Consider the following 14,455-nt stretch of genomic DNA (forward strand, 5'->3'; position numbering starts at 1 on the left):
CTCTGCCACCGGGAGGGGCGTTAGGCTCGGGCGCCCCACCCTGCTACGAGCGAGGGGTGACCAGGGGCTCCCCCACCTTTTCCACATGCGCGATGATCGCTTTATACGCCGGGATCCCGGCTAGTGGGGATCGAATGTCGGGCGGGATCAGGGCGTTTCCTTCCGGCCAGTGCACCTGCAGGGTGCCCGGCTTCACCTCCCCCGGGAACACCCGTCCCCGGAATTCGCCCCAAGCGTTCCAAAGCCGGACCGGATCCCCAGGCCGGAGCCCGAGCCGCTCGATGTCCGCGGGATGCATCAACACGGCATCCCGCGGAAGGCCGTTAAGGGGATCGATGTCCTCGTGAATCATGCTGTTGAACTGCTTCCCCCGCCGAGTGGCGACCTGGAAGGCCCCTTCAGGGATCTCCACCCGCGGCGGGCGCACGACCTTAAAGTGCGCCTTCCCATCCGGGGTGGGGAACTGTCCGCCCGCGCAAAGCCAAGGCCCGCCATATTGGAACTGATCCCCTTTCTTCCGGAGATGCTGGATCCCATCGTAGAAGGGGATCACCCGGGCGATCTCCTCCCGGATCGTCTGGGTGTTTGGGAAGCGGACACGATCCGCGAGTTCTGGACGGACGCGGGCGGCGATCTCGCCGAAGACCCACCATTCGGGTCGGGCCTCTCCGATCCGCGGCCCGGGGATCTCCGGGCTGAAGATCACCCGACGCTCCGTGGTGGTTTCGGTCACGCCGCCGGGCCCTTCATAACGGGTGGTGGCCGGAAGCAGGATCACGGCCTCCCCGGGCTCGAAGAACATGGGCGGCGAGAGCACGATATCCATATGAACCCGGAGGGGCACCCGTTCCAGGGCTTCGCGAACGAAGTCCGGCCCCGGCAGCACTTCATGGAAGTTGCCGCCCACGCTGAAGAGGAGATCCAGTTCCCCCCGATGAGCGGCTTCGATCATCTCCGGGGCGGTGAGGCCTCGCTTCGGGGGAACCTCGAAGCCATAGAGCTCGGAAAGGCGGCGGGCGTTCTCTTCGTTGATCGGGAGGCCGCCCGGGAATACAGTGGCGTAGGCCCCCATCTCCGCCCCGCCCTGAACCCCGGAGTGGCCCCGAATGGGCATCAGGCCGCATCCCTCTCGACCGACGAAGCCCCGGGTCAGGGCCAGGTTGATGATGGCGTGCACATTGTCCTCGCCATGAGGATGCTGAGTGATCCCCATGCTCCACACGAAGACGGCCCGCTGCGCCTCGGCCACCATGCGGGCGAAGGCCTCCATCTCCTCCCGGGGAAGGCCCGCGCCTTCCTCCAGCTCCTCCCACGGCGTCGCTTCCAGCACGGCGCGCAGCTCCTCGAAGCCTGTCGTATGCGCCCGGATGAAGGCCTCGTCCACCCATCCTCGCTGGATCATGTGCTTGATGGCCCCGTTGATGAACGCGATGTCGCCCCCCACTCGGATCTGAAAGAATCGGTCAGTGATCCGGGTCCCGAAAAGGGCGCTTTCCAAATCAGAAGGAACCCAGTAGCGTTCCATTGCCGGCTCGCGATAGGGGTTCACCAGGACCACCCGCGTTCCAGCCTTGCGGGCGTAGTAGAGATACTTCATCATCACCGGCTGGTTGTTGGCCACATTGGAGCCGAAGAAGACGATAAGGTCCGTCCCGATCAGGTCGGTATAGGAGCACGTCGTGGCGGCCACGCCGAGGGCTGCCTTGAGGGCCAAGGTGCTGGGCGCATGGCAGACCCGCGCCGCGTTATCGATGGAGTTGGTCCCCATCGCCCGGACCGCCTTCTGGGCCACATAATAGGCCTCGTTGGGAAGGCCTCGGCTGGTGAGGTAAAAGCCCAAGCGCTCCGGCGACGTCTGACGGATGAACCCGGCGATGCAATCCAGGGCTTCCTCCCAGGAGATCCGGCGGAATCCGGGCTCGCCGCGGCGGCGGATCATGGGGTAGGGAAGACGGCCCATGGATCGAAGCTCCCGCGAGGATCGCTGGGCCAGGGGGCGGACATCGGAGAGCATCCGGATATCCAGGGGAGGCATCGTATTGAGGCGGAGCAGGCGTAAGCGGATATTGCAGAGGTGAATCCCAGTGATCGTCCAGTCGTGCATCCCGCTGGTGCCCAGAGCGCATCCGTCGCAGACTCCATCCCTCAGGATGCGCCAGGCATAGCCGAGTTGATCCCGGTTCTCCCAGAGCGCCCGCAGGATCTCCAGGTAATTATTCGGGCGCTGCTCGCCGATCCCCAGGGGCTTCCAACTGGCCCACAGGTGCGGCATCCACCGACGGGCCGGCCGTCGGACCGCTCGCCGAACCCCTCCCATTGCTGGCCCCTCCAGATGGAGTTCCGGGGATGCGTCCATCGTTCATTTAAGTTTATTACGATTACGCATTGGAGCTCAAGTTCCGGGAGGGTGAAACGACCTCAAGGGCTCTTAGAGGTGAAGGATCTGAACCGGGTTACGCCGCTGGCTGCTTCCCGTGTTATTCCAGCAGGCCCAGGCGGATCCATGCCTCAGCTAAGGGCCGGAGCTGAGAGCCCAGCCATGGGCTGATGAACAACAGCAGGAGCTCGGCGGTCCACCAGGCGATCCCAAACCAGATCGTGGAGCGCGGCATTGGACGCAACGGCGGCATCTCTTCGCGTGGCCGAGTCAGCTCCCGCAGCAGTGCCCAGCCCAGAAGGCCGGTGCTCCCGATCCATGCCAGCGACAGGATCGGGTGGGAAGGCAGCAACAACCGAGTTAGAGCCCAGCGGGCGGTGAAGCCTGCGAAGGGGGGGGCATCGATCAGGGCCATGCCGCTGCCCAGCAACAGCGCGATCACCCATGGCCCCTGGTCCAGCGAGATGCGTCCGGACTCGGTTGAACCGCTCATCCGACGATGGGCGGCCAGTCCGAAGGCGAGCCCCAGCAGGGCGATGATCCGGACCCATAGCGTCCACGAGCTCAGGTGAATTCCCTCAACGGTCCCTAGGCCCAGCGCCAGCCAGGAGAGGCCGCTGGAGGCCAGCCAGGCATACCCTCCGATGAGGCCCCAGCCTCGTTCCGCCGGGGCCAGCACAGCGCTGCTCAGCATCATGAGGAGCCCCATGGTCTGCAGGCCGGCGCTCCACCCGGGGAGCTTGAGCAACCATGGGAACTCCTGAGCCCAGGCGAGGAGCCAGAACCAGGTCCCGTAATTCAGCAGGAACACGGTGAAGGCGGCTCCAACCGGGGCGCCTTCGGCGAACAGGAGCAGAACCCAGCGGTAGGCCGGCCAGACCCCCAACCAGAGGACCATAGCGATGCCGATCAGCAGCATGGTGAATGTAGCCCAGAAGGGTTGACCCGGGTTCAGCGTCGCCTGCTCGGCCGCCCAGGCGGCCGTGACCCAGGCGAGGAAGCCTAGGCTGGCGGCGATCAGATACTGGGTTGCTCCTTCCATGCCATGGCCTTCCCCGAGCAGCGCCAGCGCCAGCAGCAGGGCGGCGGCGCCGGTGAAAAACGTCCCCAGGCTGATCGGCCGCAGCAGCAATCCGATGGTCCACAATCCGCCGGCGACCAGGCCAAGCGGATACAGGCGGCGCTCGAAGCGGAAGGGCCATGCGGTCAGAAACAGCATGGCCGCCCCTCCCCACAGTGTGCTCAGCGCCCAACGGTCCACCTCCGTTAGACGAAGGCTCCGCCCCAGCAGCACCAGCGGCGCGCCCAGGGTCGCCTGATCCGGTCGCGGGGTCATCACAGGCCAGGGAACGATCCACATGAAGCCCACTAGCGCAATGGCGACTGCGGCCGAGAAGGGAGCCGCCAGCGGCGTGCGGCGGAGCGGATAAATCACAGGGGCGGCGAGGAAGGGAACGGCGAGCAGGATCAGCAAGGGGAAGTTCACGCGGATACCTCCTGACGGACCAGGGTGAGGGCAACGATAAGGAAGGCGACCAGAAGGTTCATCCCGGCCATCAATCCGATGGCGAGCAAGCTATCCTGCACAGCAAGATAGGAAATTTGGTAACCGTTCAGCATGGTCAGCACCCCCAGCCCGGCCTTCAGCGGCGAACGGCTCAACGTGGCGATCAGCAGGCCGATTCCGATCAGGGTGTATGTCACGATCAAGAGAGGTGGAGAAGCAATAGGCAGAGGGAACCGGATCACCATCATGCGGGCGATGGTGTAAAGGAAGAGGGCGGCCAGGATCCGGAACCGCCAGTGGATTACCGGCCGAGCGCTCAAGGTTCTGGGGATGTTCGTCTGCGCCCGTCGGCCCACTAGATAGAACAATGAAGCCAGCAGGGCACTATCCAGGATCTGAACCCCGACAAGTTCCCTGGGGACTTCCATGGTTTGCTGAAGGAGAACGCCGCCCCCCATGCCCATTAGGGCCCATGCCAGCAGCATCCCCCGCCAGTCATCGAGGGCCAGCACAAGCCCCCCTAGGATCGCAACCGCCAGAATGATCAGCTCGCTGATGTTCCAGGCCTCGAACACCTCATCCTCCCCACCATCCTCATCGTTCCGATTCAGTTTAGAAGCACACAGATCGAATGCACAAGCTCTGAACCTATGATAGAGGGAGGTCCCTCGAAGCCCGGGTTGCGCTATGATAGTATCCAGCAGCGGGACGAGCGGGCTTTCCCCGCTCCCCCCGGTGTTCCGACCACTCAACCCTTCATCTGGAGTCCAGAATGGCGCGCAAAAGCGGTCCATCCTTGATACTTCAACGGGTCCGGGCCTGGGCAGTGCCCAACCCGCGTACCATCGCGCGGGAGGTGTTGCCGAACGGCATCATTGCCCTCGCCTATGAGAACTTCAGCAGCCCCTCCGTCGTTCTCTCCGGCCTCCTGTGGGCGGGGGCGGCGGATGAGCCGCCGGAGCGAGCGGGGCTGGCGGCCTTCGCGGCGGACATGCTGACCCGGGGGACGACCCATCGAACGTTCCATGAGATCTATGAGACGATCGAATCGGCCGGCGCCAGTCTGGATATCGAGACGGGTTATCATACCACTGGCTTCAGCCTAAAGGCCCTGGCCGAGGACCTGCCCGCCATGCTAGAGATCCTGGCGGATGTCCTGCGCAACCCGGTGTTCCCTGAGGAGGAAGTGGAGAAAGTGCGGGGGGAGATCCTCACGGATCTTCAGGAGCGGGAACACGACACCCGGCGGATGGCCGGGCTCCGTTTCCGGGAGACACTCTTTCAGGGCCATCCCTATGGGCGGAGCGTGGATGGCTACCGGGAGACCGTGCAGGCGATCACCCGGGAGGATCTGGTCGCTTTCCATCGGAAGTTTTACAGCCCCGAGCGGATGATCATCGCCATGGTGGGCGCGATCCGCGCGGAGGAGGGGATCGAGGCTGTGCGTCGAGCGTTCGGGGATTGGATCGCCTGTCGCCCGGAGCCGGATCCCCTGCCTCCGGTCTCTCGTCCAGACCGCTGGATCCACGTGCACACGCCGATCCCGGGCAAAACCCAGACCGATCTCGTGATGGGCACAGTCGGGCTGGCCCGGAAGGATCCGGACTATTACGCGGCCGCGCTGGCGAACTGCGTCCTGGGGGTGTTCGGGATGATGGGTCGGCTGGGGGATCATGTCCGGGACCGGGACGGGCTAGCTTACTATGTGTATAGCCGTCTGGATGCCGGTCTGGCCCCCGGGCCGTGGAGCGTCATCGCCGGAGTGGCCCCGGAACATCTCCCCCGGGCGGTAGAGGGCATCCGAACCGAGATCCGCCGCCTCCTGGAGCGGCGGGTCCCCGCGAAGGAGCTGGAGGACAATAAATCGTTTTTGATCGGCTCCCTTCCGCTCCGGCTCGAAACCAATGAGGGGATCGCTGGGATACTCGTCGATATGGAGCTCTTCGAGCTGGGCCTGGATTATCTGGAGCGCTATCCCGAGATCATCGCCAGTCTCACCGCTGCGGAGGTCCAGGCGGCGGCCCGCAAATATCTGGATCCGGATCGTATGGTTCTCTCCACCGCAGGTCCCGAGCCGGAGCTCCCCGGGCCCTCTTGAGGGACATGGGGCTGCCTTCACGCCTTCAATCTCCGACAGGAAGCGGCCAGCCGTTCCCTCTGAAAGCCTGAAAGCAGAGAGAGCCGGATGGCTGTGGAGATCCAGGTAGAGATTGTCGCGCTGGCCGATGAGGCGGTCTGGCTGGTGCAATCGCCCGAGGGGAACTGGACGTTGCCGGGCGGTCCTCTGATGGAAGGGGAGGATCCGGTGGATGGCGTCCGGCGATGGATGAGCCGGGTGGCCGGGGTGGAGCCTGAGGAGCCCGTGATCATAGAGGCGGCCTCCCGCCGGGAGGAGGGACGCTGGCAGTTGATCCTCCGTTACGCCTGCCGCCTGCTTCAGGAGCCCCATCCGCCCTCTGAGCTCCCCGGCTCCGGCCTCTTTCACGTTGAGCATCTCCCTCCTCTGGATCCTGGGCAGCGCGCAGCCATCTATCGGGCGCTGCAGGTGTTGTGAGCTTCCCGGGCTTTCCCCGTGATTTCCCTCACTGAAGTTCCGGGCCGGGCTGACCCCTTCCCTTCTGGGCTATCCCCTCTGCCTGACGGAGAACCCCGCCGATTTGACAGGGTGCACGCTCCGAGATATCCTTATCCTGGTTTGGAAAATGATTCTCTTCAGATAGAGGTTTTGATTATGAAACGTTCGGAGCGATTGAGGGCGATGCTGGAGGGCCTGAGGGCGTCCAGGTTGCGGCTGACGCCCCAGCGGGTGGCCATCTGCGAGGTCCTGGCCACGAGCCGGGGCCATCCCACCGCCTATGACATCTACCGGCGTCTTCACCGGCGGTTTCCCACGATGAGCCTGGCTACAGTTTACAAGACCCTGGACGCACTGGTGCGGCTGGGCCTGGTGAGCGCGCTGGGGGATGCCGGGGATGGGATGGTGCATTACGATGGAGACACCACGCCGCACATCAACCTGGTCTGTCTCTCCTGCCACCGGGTGCAGGACCTGGAAGGCGTGGACGTCCGGGCGTTGCATCAGCGGGTGGCCGCCCGATCGGGATACGCGCTGCATGGAGCCCGCCTGGTCTATTACGGTCTTTGCCCCGATTGCCAGCGGAAAACCGGAGCATCCATCGCCGAGGGGGCTTGAACAATGGGAGAGTGGATCCGTCGCTTTGTCTTGGAGGAACGCCGGCTGGAGTTCCCCTTTGTCGGATTGACCCTCGTCGCGTTGATTGGCGGGATCGCTTCGCGCTGGGTGGCCCCTGGTGCGGAAGGCGCCTTCTGGGTCGCCGCTTATCTATTGGGGGGCTTTTATGGGGTGATGGATGGCGCCATGGCGTTGCGTAGGGGGCGGCTGGATGTCAACCTGCTGATGTTGCTCTCCGCCATGGGGGCTGCCCTTATCGGTCATGCGGAGGAGGGGGCGACGCTGCTGTTTCTCTTTTCCCTTTCCAATGCCCTGCAGACCATCGCCCTGGAGCGCACCCGCCGGGCCATCCGGCAGTTGCTGAACCTCCGCCCTCCGGTCGCCCGCCGCATCCGGGGCGGGGAAGAGGAGACGATCCCTATCGAGGCGATCGAGGTGGGGGATCACCTACTGGTTCGGCCTGGCGAGCGGATCCCGGCGGATGGGGTGGTGGTGGCGGGTTCCTCCACGGCCGATGAGTCCCTGCTGACTGGCGAGTCCATGCCCGTTCCGAAAGGTCCGGGGGATCCGGTTTTCGAGGGCACGCTCAACGGCCATGGGGCGCTGGAGATCCGGGTTACCCATCCGGCCTCGGACACCATGCTGGCGCGGATCGTTCATCTGGTGGAGGAGGCGCAGGCGCAGCGCGCCCGCACGCAGCAGTCGATCGATCGCTTTGAGCAGCGCTACACATGGGCGGTCCTGGCAGGGGCAGCGCTCACTCTGATCCTTTCCGCGCTCTGGGGGGAAGCCTTCGATCGTGCCTTCTATCGGGCGATGACCCTGCTGGTGGTGGCTTCGCCGTGCGCCCTGGTCATCAGCACCCCGGCGGCTTTCCTCTCCGCGATCGCCGCCGGGGCCCGCCGGGGGCTTCTGTTTAAAGGAGGGATGGCCCTGGAGGCCTTAGCCCGGGTGCGGGTGGTCGCGCTGGATAAGACGGGGACCCTTACCGAGAACCGGGTGACGGTGCAGGCAGTGCGCGTGCTGAATGGAAACCATCCCGATGCGGTCCTGGCCCTGGCGGCTGCGGTGGAAGCCCGTTCGGAGCATCCGATCGCCCGGGCGATCGTGGAGGAGGCTCGGGCGCGCGGGTTATCCTTCCCGGAGATCCGGGAGGTCAACGCCCGTCCAGGGCTGGGGGTGATCGGCTTCGCCAATGCTCATGCCATCTGGGTGGGCTCTCCTCGTCTGTTCCAGCAGGAGGGTATTCCGCTCCCCGACGAGGTCTCGGCCATGCTGGAAGAGGTACAACGGGCCGGTCGGACCCCCCTGCTGGTCTATGATGGGCAATGGCGGGGCCTGATTGAGGTGGCGGATCGGGTGCGGCCGGAGGCGGCGGAGGCGGTGGAGGCGTTGCGCCGCCTGGGGATCGAAGTGGTGATGCTGACGGGGGATCATCCAGCGGTCGCCCATGCTGTCGCTCAGGCTGTGGGGATCCGGCGCGTGGAGGCCAGGCTGTTGCCGGAGGAGAAGCTGGAGCGGATCCACTCGCTGGCGCGCTCGATCGGGCCTGTGGCAATGGTCGGGGATGGGATGAACGATGCGCCGGCCCTGGCTGCGGCTTCGGTGGGGATCGCTATGGGGAAGATGGGAAGCGATGTGGCCATTGAGACGGCGGACGTAGTGCTGCTTCAGGAGGATCTCCGTCGGGTCGCCGAGGCCATCGCCTTGGCCCGCGCGGCGATGCGCACCGTGTGGCGGAACCTGGCCTTCGCAAGCGGCGTGATCGTCCTGCTGGTGGCTCTCACCTTCGGGCTGGGGATCCCCCTGCCGCTGGCGGTGGTCGGGCATGAGGGGAGCACGCTGCTGGTGGTGCTCCATGGCCTGCGTCTTCTGCGGTGGAGGGGGCAATCCCCTGGTGGGGGAAAGAACCCCTTGAGCGTTTGACGTCCAGATGCATGCCTTCTTTTGGGACTGGTGGACATGCCCCCCGGCGCGCCCATCCACCCCAAAAGCTCTCGATGCTTCGCGGCCCTTCCCGGTTATCCAGAGTCTGGAGAACTCAGCGGTTTCCCGCTCTTCCATTTCTTCCCCCGTTGTCCCGGAGGGGGGCGGCCGGGCGATCACCATCCAGAGAGGGGTGGAGGGAGCGGATCTGTTCTGTATCCCGGAATTCACTAAAATGGCGGAGGGGCAGAGCATGGGGCTGCGAGCCGACTTCCCACTCTGGGGGGTCTTCGATGTTGCGGGTTTCCGTGATCGCCACCGTCAAAAACGAACAGGATTCCATCCAGGATCTGCTGGATTCCCTGGTCCTCCAATCCCGTCCCCCGGATGAGGTGATCATCACTGATGGGGGATCGACCGATGGGACCCTGGAGTGTCTTCGGGGGGAGCGGCGGCTGCCGCTACAAGTGATCGAAGCTCCGGGCGCCAACATCTCCCAGGGGCGCAATCGGGCCATTGCCGCTGCCCGGGGGGAGATCATCGCGGTCACCGATGCCGGGGTGCGGTTGCATCCCCACTGGCTGGCGCACCTGCTCCGCCCCTTCGAGGAGCGGCCGGAGACGATGGTGGCGGCGGGGTTCTTCCTGCCGGATCCCCGCACGCCCTTTGAGGTCGCGATGGCCGCCACCGTGTTGCCGGAGCGGCGGGAGATACAGCCGGATCGTTTCTGGCCCTCCAGCCGTTCGGTCGCTTTCCGCAAAAGCGCATGGGAGGCGGTGGGCGGCTATCCCGAGTGGCTGGATTACTGCGAGGATCTGGTTTTCGATTTCGCCCTGTATGAACGATTCGGCCCCTTTGCCTTCGTCCCTGAGGCGGTGGTTTACTTCCGGCCTCGCCCGACGATGCGGGCTTTCTTCCTGCAATATTACCGGTATGCCCGGGGGGATGGGAAAGCGGACCTGTGGCGGCTGCGCCATGCGATCCGATATGGCACCTACCTAGGACTGATCCCCGCGCTGGCCGTCCTCAGCCTGGGGGTTCACCCCTTGTTCACCCTGGGCTATCTGCTGGGGGGATGGCTCTATCTGCGCGTTCCCTATCGTCGCCTCTTCCGGCTCTGGCGGGGCTACCCATGGTCGGATCGAATGCGCATGGCCATCTGGGTCCCATGGATCCGGGTGTGGGGAGATCTGGCTAAGATGTGCGGCTATCCGGTGGGGGTATGGTGGCGCTGGCGTCATCTCCGGGGCCTTCGCCGGCCTCGCGGGTTCACCGGGCTTCGACCCCGGGAAGCGGATTCCGCTTCCGCCCCATCGGGAGAGCGCTCGGGCGGAGGGCTTTCCTGAGGATCGCTGGAAACGATCCCCTCCCTTCCCACGGCCCATGCACTCCCCGGGAGAGGCGAATTCCCTTTTGGAATCGTCTTGACGGTGAGAAACAACTGTCTATAATTTGATTGTCCGATCAATCAATTTCAGAGCCGAGCATATTCCCGACAAGGCCTGAGCTGTCCTGCTTATCCAGAAAAGGAGCGCCGTGCCATGGGAAAAAGGCGTCCTCTCCTCCGAAAGCGACAGCGTGAGGAAACCCGCCAGCGCATCATTGAGGCGGCCTTCCGGGTGTTCGTCCGGAAAGGTTTTAAGGGGACTTCCAACCGGGAAATCGCGCGGGAGGCGGGGATCTCTCCGGGCTTGATCTACTGGTATTTTCCCAGCAAAGAGGAGCTGTTCCGGGCTGTGGTGGAGGCGAAGGCGTTCGTCTTCCCGCTTCAGCAGATGGCGCGAACGCTGCGAGAAGTTCCCCCTCAAGAGTTTCTGGCGCGGGTGGTGGAAATAGGGATCACCCTGGCTCGGGATCCCGCGATCGTGGCGGCCATGCGGTTGCTTCTTCCGGAGGCCATCCGTAATGAACGGGTCCGCCGGGTATTTGTCGCCCGAGCGATCCGTCCGGGGCTCCGAGCGGTGGCTGGTTATCTGGCGGCTCAGCAGGCCAAAGGCCTTTTGCGCCCTATGGATCCCGAGGTGGGAGCCCGGCTATGGATGGGCCTTCTGCTCTCCCAGATCCTGCTGAGCGATCTGTTGCGGATCCCCTCTCCGGCGCCCACCGATCGGCTCCTAACGGAGGCGCTCAAAGTATATCTGCATGGGGTCCTGGCCCGCGCTCCTTCGCCCTCGTGACTACATAGAGGATGAGGCGCCTCGTCCGGCCCCAGCGGAGCTTTTCGGATCGGATGATGCCCTCATCGTTGCCGAAGCGGCTTCGATAGGGCCCAACGGGCAATTCCTACGAGCAGGGAACAAGGATCTCCCATCCCGGAATATGCAGGGGGCGCTTCGATGCTTCGTCGGATCAGCGCGGTGATCTATAAGGAGGTCCTGCACATCCTTCGAGATCCCCGGACGCTGGCGGTGATGTTCCTGATCCCAGTGGTCCAGCTCTTCCTCCTGGGCTACGCGGCGACTACGGATGTCAAACATGTGCCCATGGTGGTCTTAGACGGGGATCGGACGCCGCAGAGCCAGGAGCTGGTGGATGCTTATCGCGCCGTGGATACGTTCCGGATCATTGGTTATGTGGAACGGCCGGAGGAATTGGCTCGCCTGCTGGACGCGGGGACGGCGCAGGTGGCGCTGTTGATCCCGAAGGGATATGGGGCGGATGTTCTGGCTGGCCGCCAAGCGATCATCGGCTTAGTGATCGACGGCAGTGATCCCACGGTCGCCAACAACGCTTACGCGGCGGCGCTCTCGATCGCGCAGAATCATTCCACCCGGATCCTCCGGCAGGTCCTTCATTTGGATCCCCGACGGATGCCGGGGCTGGATCCCCGCCCGCGGGTCTGGTATAACCCGGAGCTCCGCAGCGCGAACTACATGATCCCGGGGCTCATCGGTACGATCCTCCAGTTCCTCACGATGCTGCTCACGGCTCAGGCGATTGTCCGGGAGCGGGAGCAGGGGACCATGGAGCAGCTGATCGTCACCCCAATCCGTCCGGCCGAGCTGGTGATCGGAAAGGTGGTTCCCTATGTGGCGATCGCCTTCATTGATTTCGGCATCATCCTGATGCTGGGAGCCCTCTGGTTTCATGTGCCGATCCGGGGTGATCTGGGGTTGCTCCTGGCTCTCTCGGGTCTTTTCCTGCTTTCCTCCCTCGGCTTCGGATTGTTGATCTCCACCGTGGCCTCCACCCAGCGGGAGGCGATGTTGCTCACGTATTTCCTGCTGCTGCCATCGATCTTCCTGGCTGGATTTCTGTTCCCGATCCAGGCGATGCCTCAGGCGCTTCAATGGGTCAGCTATCTGATCCCTCTGCGCTACATGCTGGTGATCCTGCGGGGAATCATCGTGAAAGGGGTGGGGATTGAGCCTCTGTGGGATGAGGCGCTGGCGCTGACCCTCTTTGGGATCGCCGTGATGGGCCTGGCGGCCCGCCGCTTTCAGAAGCGCCTGGAGTAGGGATCCGGCCCTCGTTCCATGGGGAGTGGTGAGGGTGAGATGAACCGGACGATCTTGGAGGTTGACCATCTGGAGAAGCGGTTTGGCCCCATCCGGGCCTTGTCGGATGTCTCGTTCGCGGTGGACGAGGGGGAGATCTTCGGGATCATCGGGCCGGATGGGGCGGGAAAGACGACCCTGTTGCGGATCCTCGCCGGGGTCCTGCGGCCCGATGCGGGCTCCATACGTGCGCTCGGGTGGGATCTGTTGCGGGAGCTGGAGCGGGTTCGGCCGCTTCTCGGCTACATGCCCCAGAATTTCAGCCTGTATGGGGACCTCACGGTGCGGGAGAACCTGGCGTTCTTTTCCACGATGTATGGGACCTTCGATCCCGCCTGGATGGAGCGGCTGCTTCGCTTCGCCCATCTGGAGCGGTTCCTGGATCGCCGGGCGGCCCAGCTTTCTGGGGGGATGCAGAAGAAGCTGGCTCTGATCGGGGCGATGATCCATCGGCCCCGTCTCCTGCTGCTGGATGAGCCCACCACCGGCGTGGATCCGGTATCGCGGCGGGAGCTGTGGGATCTGCTCAGCGGGTTTCACCTCCAGGGGGTGACGATCCTGGTGACCACGCCCTATCTGGATGAAGCGGAGCGCTGCACGCGGGTGGCGTTGATGCATCGCGGGCGGATGCTGGCGGTCGATGCTCCGGATCGGCTGCGGGCTTCGCTGGGCCACCCCGTCATCGAGATCATCGCCCGGCCGATCATGCGGGTGCATGCCGTGTTGGCGGATCATCCCGGAGTTCTGGAGGCGGTGGTCCTGGGGGATCGCATCCGGCTGGTGGTGCGGGCGGGGAGCCTTTCCCCGGTGGATGTGGAGAGCATGGTGCGGACGATCCCGGGCGTCACCGTTCAGGAGGCGCGATGGGCCGTGCCCCGCCTGGAGGAAGTCTTCGCTCATCTCATGCGCCGGGAGGGAACCGATGGATGAAGTGGTGATCCGCGCCGAGGGGCTGACCCGCCGTTTCGGGGCGTTCACGGCGGTGGATCATGTCTCCTTTGAAGTTCGCCGGGGGGAGATCTTCGGGTTTCTGGGCCCGAATGGAGCCGGGAAGACGACGACCATCCGGATGTTGCTGGGGCTCCTGGAGCCCAGCGAGGGTCGGGCCTGGGTGCTGGGGCATGATGCGACCTGGGAGACGGCGCGCATCCGCCCGCGGATCGGCTATGTCAGCCAGCGCTTCAGCCTGTATCCGGATCTCTCGGTGGAGGAGACGTTGCGGTTTTACGGGGCGGCCTACGGGCTGTCGCTTCCGCACCTGGCGGGTCGGATCTCCCGGTTGCTGGGGCTCCTGGATCTGGCCGGGCAGGAGCGGCGCCTGGTCCGGCATCTGGCGGGGGGCTGGCGACAGCGGGTAGCCTTGGCGGTCGCGCTCCTTCACGAGCCGGAGCTCGTGTTCCTGGACGAGCCGACAGCCGGGATGGATCCGCTGGCGCGGCGGGCGATCTGGTCGCTGCTGTATCAGCTCACGGAGCAGGGGATCACGGTGTTCGTCACCACGCACTATATGGATGAGGCGGAGCAGTGCTCTCGCCTCGCCCTCATCCATAATGGTCGTCTGGTCATGCAGGGGGCACCGACGGAATTGAAAAGGATGGCCGGCCTAGGGAACGTGCTGGAGATTTCAGCGACGCCTTTGGATCGCGCGCTGGCCTTACTTCGGGAATGGTCGGTTTTCTCCCATGTGGTCCTCCACGGCGCCCGTATCCATGCTTATCTTCCCATGGGTGAAGTTCCCGTTGAGGAAATCCGGAGGCGTCTGGAAGCAGCGGATCTGGAGTCCGTTTCGGTGGAGCCTGCAGTTCCCTCGCTGGAGGATATCTTCCTGTGGGTGATCGAGCGAGAACGAGCCGGCCAGGATCCTGAGGCGCGATGATCTCTTCCGACAACCCAGAGGGCCTTGGGGAGGCCGGGAAGACACGAAAAGGCGCATCCGGTTTGGAACTGGAGGCGAG

The 14,455-nt window shown here is 64.5% G+C and carries 12 protein-coding genes; 9 read left to right on the forward strand and 3 right to left on the reverse strand.

All coding sequences use genetic code 11. The annotated features are described in order from the left end of the window. Positions 1 to 43: 43 nt before the first annotated feature. The 3 genes from ACFMO3_RS11300 to ACFMO3_RS11310 all read right to left on the reverse strand — a co-directional run bounded on the left by ACFMO3_RS11300 (position 44) and on the right by ACFMO3_RS11310 (position 4,459). Positions 44 to 2,317 (reverse strand): FdhF/YdeP family oxidoreductase, encoded by a 2,274-nt coding sequence (locus ACFMO3_RS11300; RefSeq protein ID WP_376790513.1) that lies wholly within the window; start codon positions 2,315 to 2,317, stop codon positions 44 to 46. A gap of 160 nt (positions 2,318 to 2,477) precedes the next feature. Further along, a complete protein-coding gene (locus ACFMO3_RS11305; RefSeq protein ID WP_376790514.1) occupies positions 2,478 to 3,863 on the reverse strand; it encodes a hypothetical protein in 1,386 nt (461 codons plus the stop codon). After that, positions 3,860 to 4,459 carry a hypothetical protein gene (locus tag ACFMO3_RS11310; protein WP_376790515.1) on the reverse strand — a complete coding sequence of 200 codons (600 nt, stop codon included), beginning with the start codon at positions 4,457 to 4,459 and terminating at the stop codon, positions 3,860 to 3,862. The genes ACFMO3_RS11305 and ACFMO3_RS11310 overlap by 4 nt, the downstream gene beginning before the upstream one ends. 197 nt (positions 4,460 to 4,656) lie before the next feature. On the opposite strand from ACFMO3_RS11310, the gene ACFMO3_RS11315 reads away from it, so the two are divergent. The 9 genes from ACFMO3_RS11315 (at position 4,657) to ACFMO3_RS11355 (ending at position 14,376) form a co-directional block, all read left to right on the forward strand. Continuing rightward, positions 4,657 to 5,982, forward strand: a complete 1,326-nt coding sequence (locus ACFMO3_RS11315; RefSeq protein WP_376790516.1) for a M16 family metallopeptidase — start codon at positions 4,657 to 4,659, stop codon at positions 5,980 to 5,982. An 87-nt stretch (positions 5,983 to 6,069) separates the two neighbouring features. Beyond that, complete coding sequence (locus tag ACFMO3_RS11320) at positions 6,070 to 6,438, forward strand: NUDIX domain-containing protein (RefSeq protein WP_376790517.1); 369 nt, start codon at positions 6,070 to 6,072, stop codon at positions 6,436 to 6,438. A 177-nt stretch (positions 6,439 to 6,615) separates the two neighbouring features. Continuing rightward, on the forward strand, positions 6,616 to 7,077 hold the full coding sequence (locus ACFMO3_RS11325; protein ID WP_376790518.1) for a Fur family transcriptional regulator: 462 nt from the start codon (positions 6,616 to 6,618) through the stop codon (positions 7,075 to 7,077). A gap of 3 nt (positions 7,078 to 7,080) precedes the next feature. After that, positions 7,081 to 9,003: a heavy metal translocating P-type ATPase gene (locus tag ACFMO3_RS11330; protein ID WP_376790519.1), complete on the forward strand. Its 1,923-nt coding sequence runs from the start codon at positions 7,081 to 7,083 to the stop codon at positions 9,001 to 9,003. A 293-nt stretch (positions 9,004 to 9,296) separates the two neighbouring features. Next, on the forward strand, positions 9,297 to 10,349 hold the full coding sequence (locus tag ACFMO3_RS11335; RefSeq protein WP_376790520.1) for a glycosyltransferase: 1,053 nt from the start codon (positions 9,297 to 9,299) through the stop codon (positions 10,347 to 10,349). Between the two features lie 195 nt (positions 10,350 to 10,544). Then, positions 10,545 to 11,180, forward strand: a complete 636-nt coding sequence (locus tag ACFMO3_RS11340) for a TetR/AcrR family transcriptional regulator (protein ID WP_376790521.1) — start codon at positions 10,545 to 10,547, stop codon at positions 11,178 to 11,180. Positions 11,181 to 11,339: 159 nt separating this feature from the next. Then, positions 11,340 to 12,461 carry an ABC transporter permease gene (locus ACFMO3_RS11345; RefSeq protein ID WP_376790522.1) on the forward strand — a complete coding sequence of 374 codons (1,122 nt, stop codon included), beginning with the start codon at positions 11,340 to 11,342 and terminating at the stop codon, positions 12,459 to 12,461. Between the two features lie 39 nt (positions 12,462 to 12,500). Beyond that, positions 12,501 to 13,430 (forward strand): ABC transporter ATP-binding protein, encoded by a 930-nt coding sequence (locus ACFMO3_RS11350; RefSeq protein WP_376790523.1) that lies wholly within the window; start codon positions 12,501 to 12,503, stop codon positions 13,428 to 13,430. Next, positions 13,423 to 14,376 carry an ATP-binding cassette domain-containing protein gene (locus ACFMO3_RS11355; RefSeq protein WP_376790524.1) on the forward strand — a complete coding sequence of 318 codons (954 nt, stop codon included), beginning with the start codon at positions 13,423 to 13,425 and terminating at the stop codon, positions 14,374 to 14,376. The genes ACFMO3_RS11350 and ACFMO3_RS11355 overlap by 8 nt, the downstream gene beginning before the upstream one ends. The last annotated feature ends 79 nt before the right edge of the window (positions 14,377 to 14,455 follow it).

This window comes from Thermoflexus sp. (genome assembly GCF_042408815.1).
Taxonomy (GTDB): Bacteria; Chloroflexota; Anaerolineae; order Thermoflexales; family Thermoflexaceae; genus Thermoflexus.

Bases quoted from the DNA above. Each gene is read 5' to 3' on its own strand.
- ACFMO3_RS11300 (WP_376790513.1), bottom strand. From the start codon at position 2,317: ATGGGAGGGGTTCGGCGAGCGGTCCGACGGCCGGCCCGTCGGTGGATG.
- ACFMO3_RS11315 (WP_376790516.1), top strand. From the start codon at position 4,657: ATGGCGCGCAAAAGCGGTCCATCCTTGATACTTCAACGGGTCCGGGCC.
- ACFMO3_RS11320 (WP_376790517.1), top strand. From the start codon at position 6,070: ATGGCTGTGGAGATCCAGGTAGAGATTGTCGCGCTGGCCGATGAGGCG.
- ACFMO3_RS11325 (WP_376790518.1), top strand. From the start codon at position 6,616: ATGAAACGTTCGGAGCGATTGAGGGCGATGCTGGAGGGCCTGAGGGCG.
- ACFMO3_RS11330 (WP_376790519.1), top strand. From the start codon at position 7,081: ATGGGAGAGTGGATCCGTCGCTTTGTCTTGGAGGAACGCCGGCTGGAG.
- ACFMO3_RS11335 (WP_376790520.1), top strand. From the start codon at position 9,297: ATGTTGCGGGTTTCCGTGATCGCCACCGTCAAAAACGAACAGGATTCC.
- ACFMO3_RS11340 (WP_376790521.1), top strand. From the start codon at position 10,545: ATGGGAAAAAGGCGTCCTCTCCTCCGAAAGCGACAGCGTGAGGAAACC.
- ACFMO3_RS11345 (WP_376790522.1), top strand. From the start codon at position 11,340: ATGCTTCGTCGGATCAGCGCGGTGATCTATAAGGAGGTCCTGCACATC.
- ACFMO3_RS11350 (WP_376790523.1), top strand. From the start codon at position 12,501: ATGAACCGGACGATCTTGGAGGTTGACCATCTGGAGAAGCGGTTTGGC.
- ACFMO3_RS11355 (WP_376790524.1), top strand. From the start codon at position 13,423: ATGGATGAAGTGGTGATCCGCGCCGAGGGGCTGACCCGCCGTTTCGGG.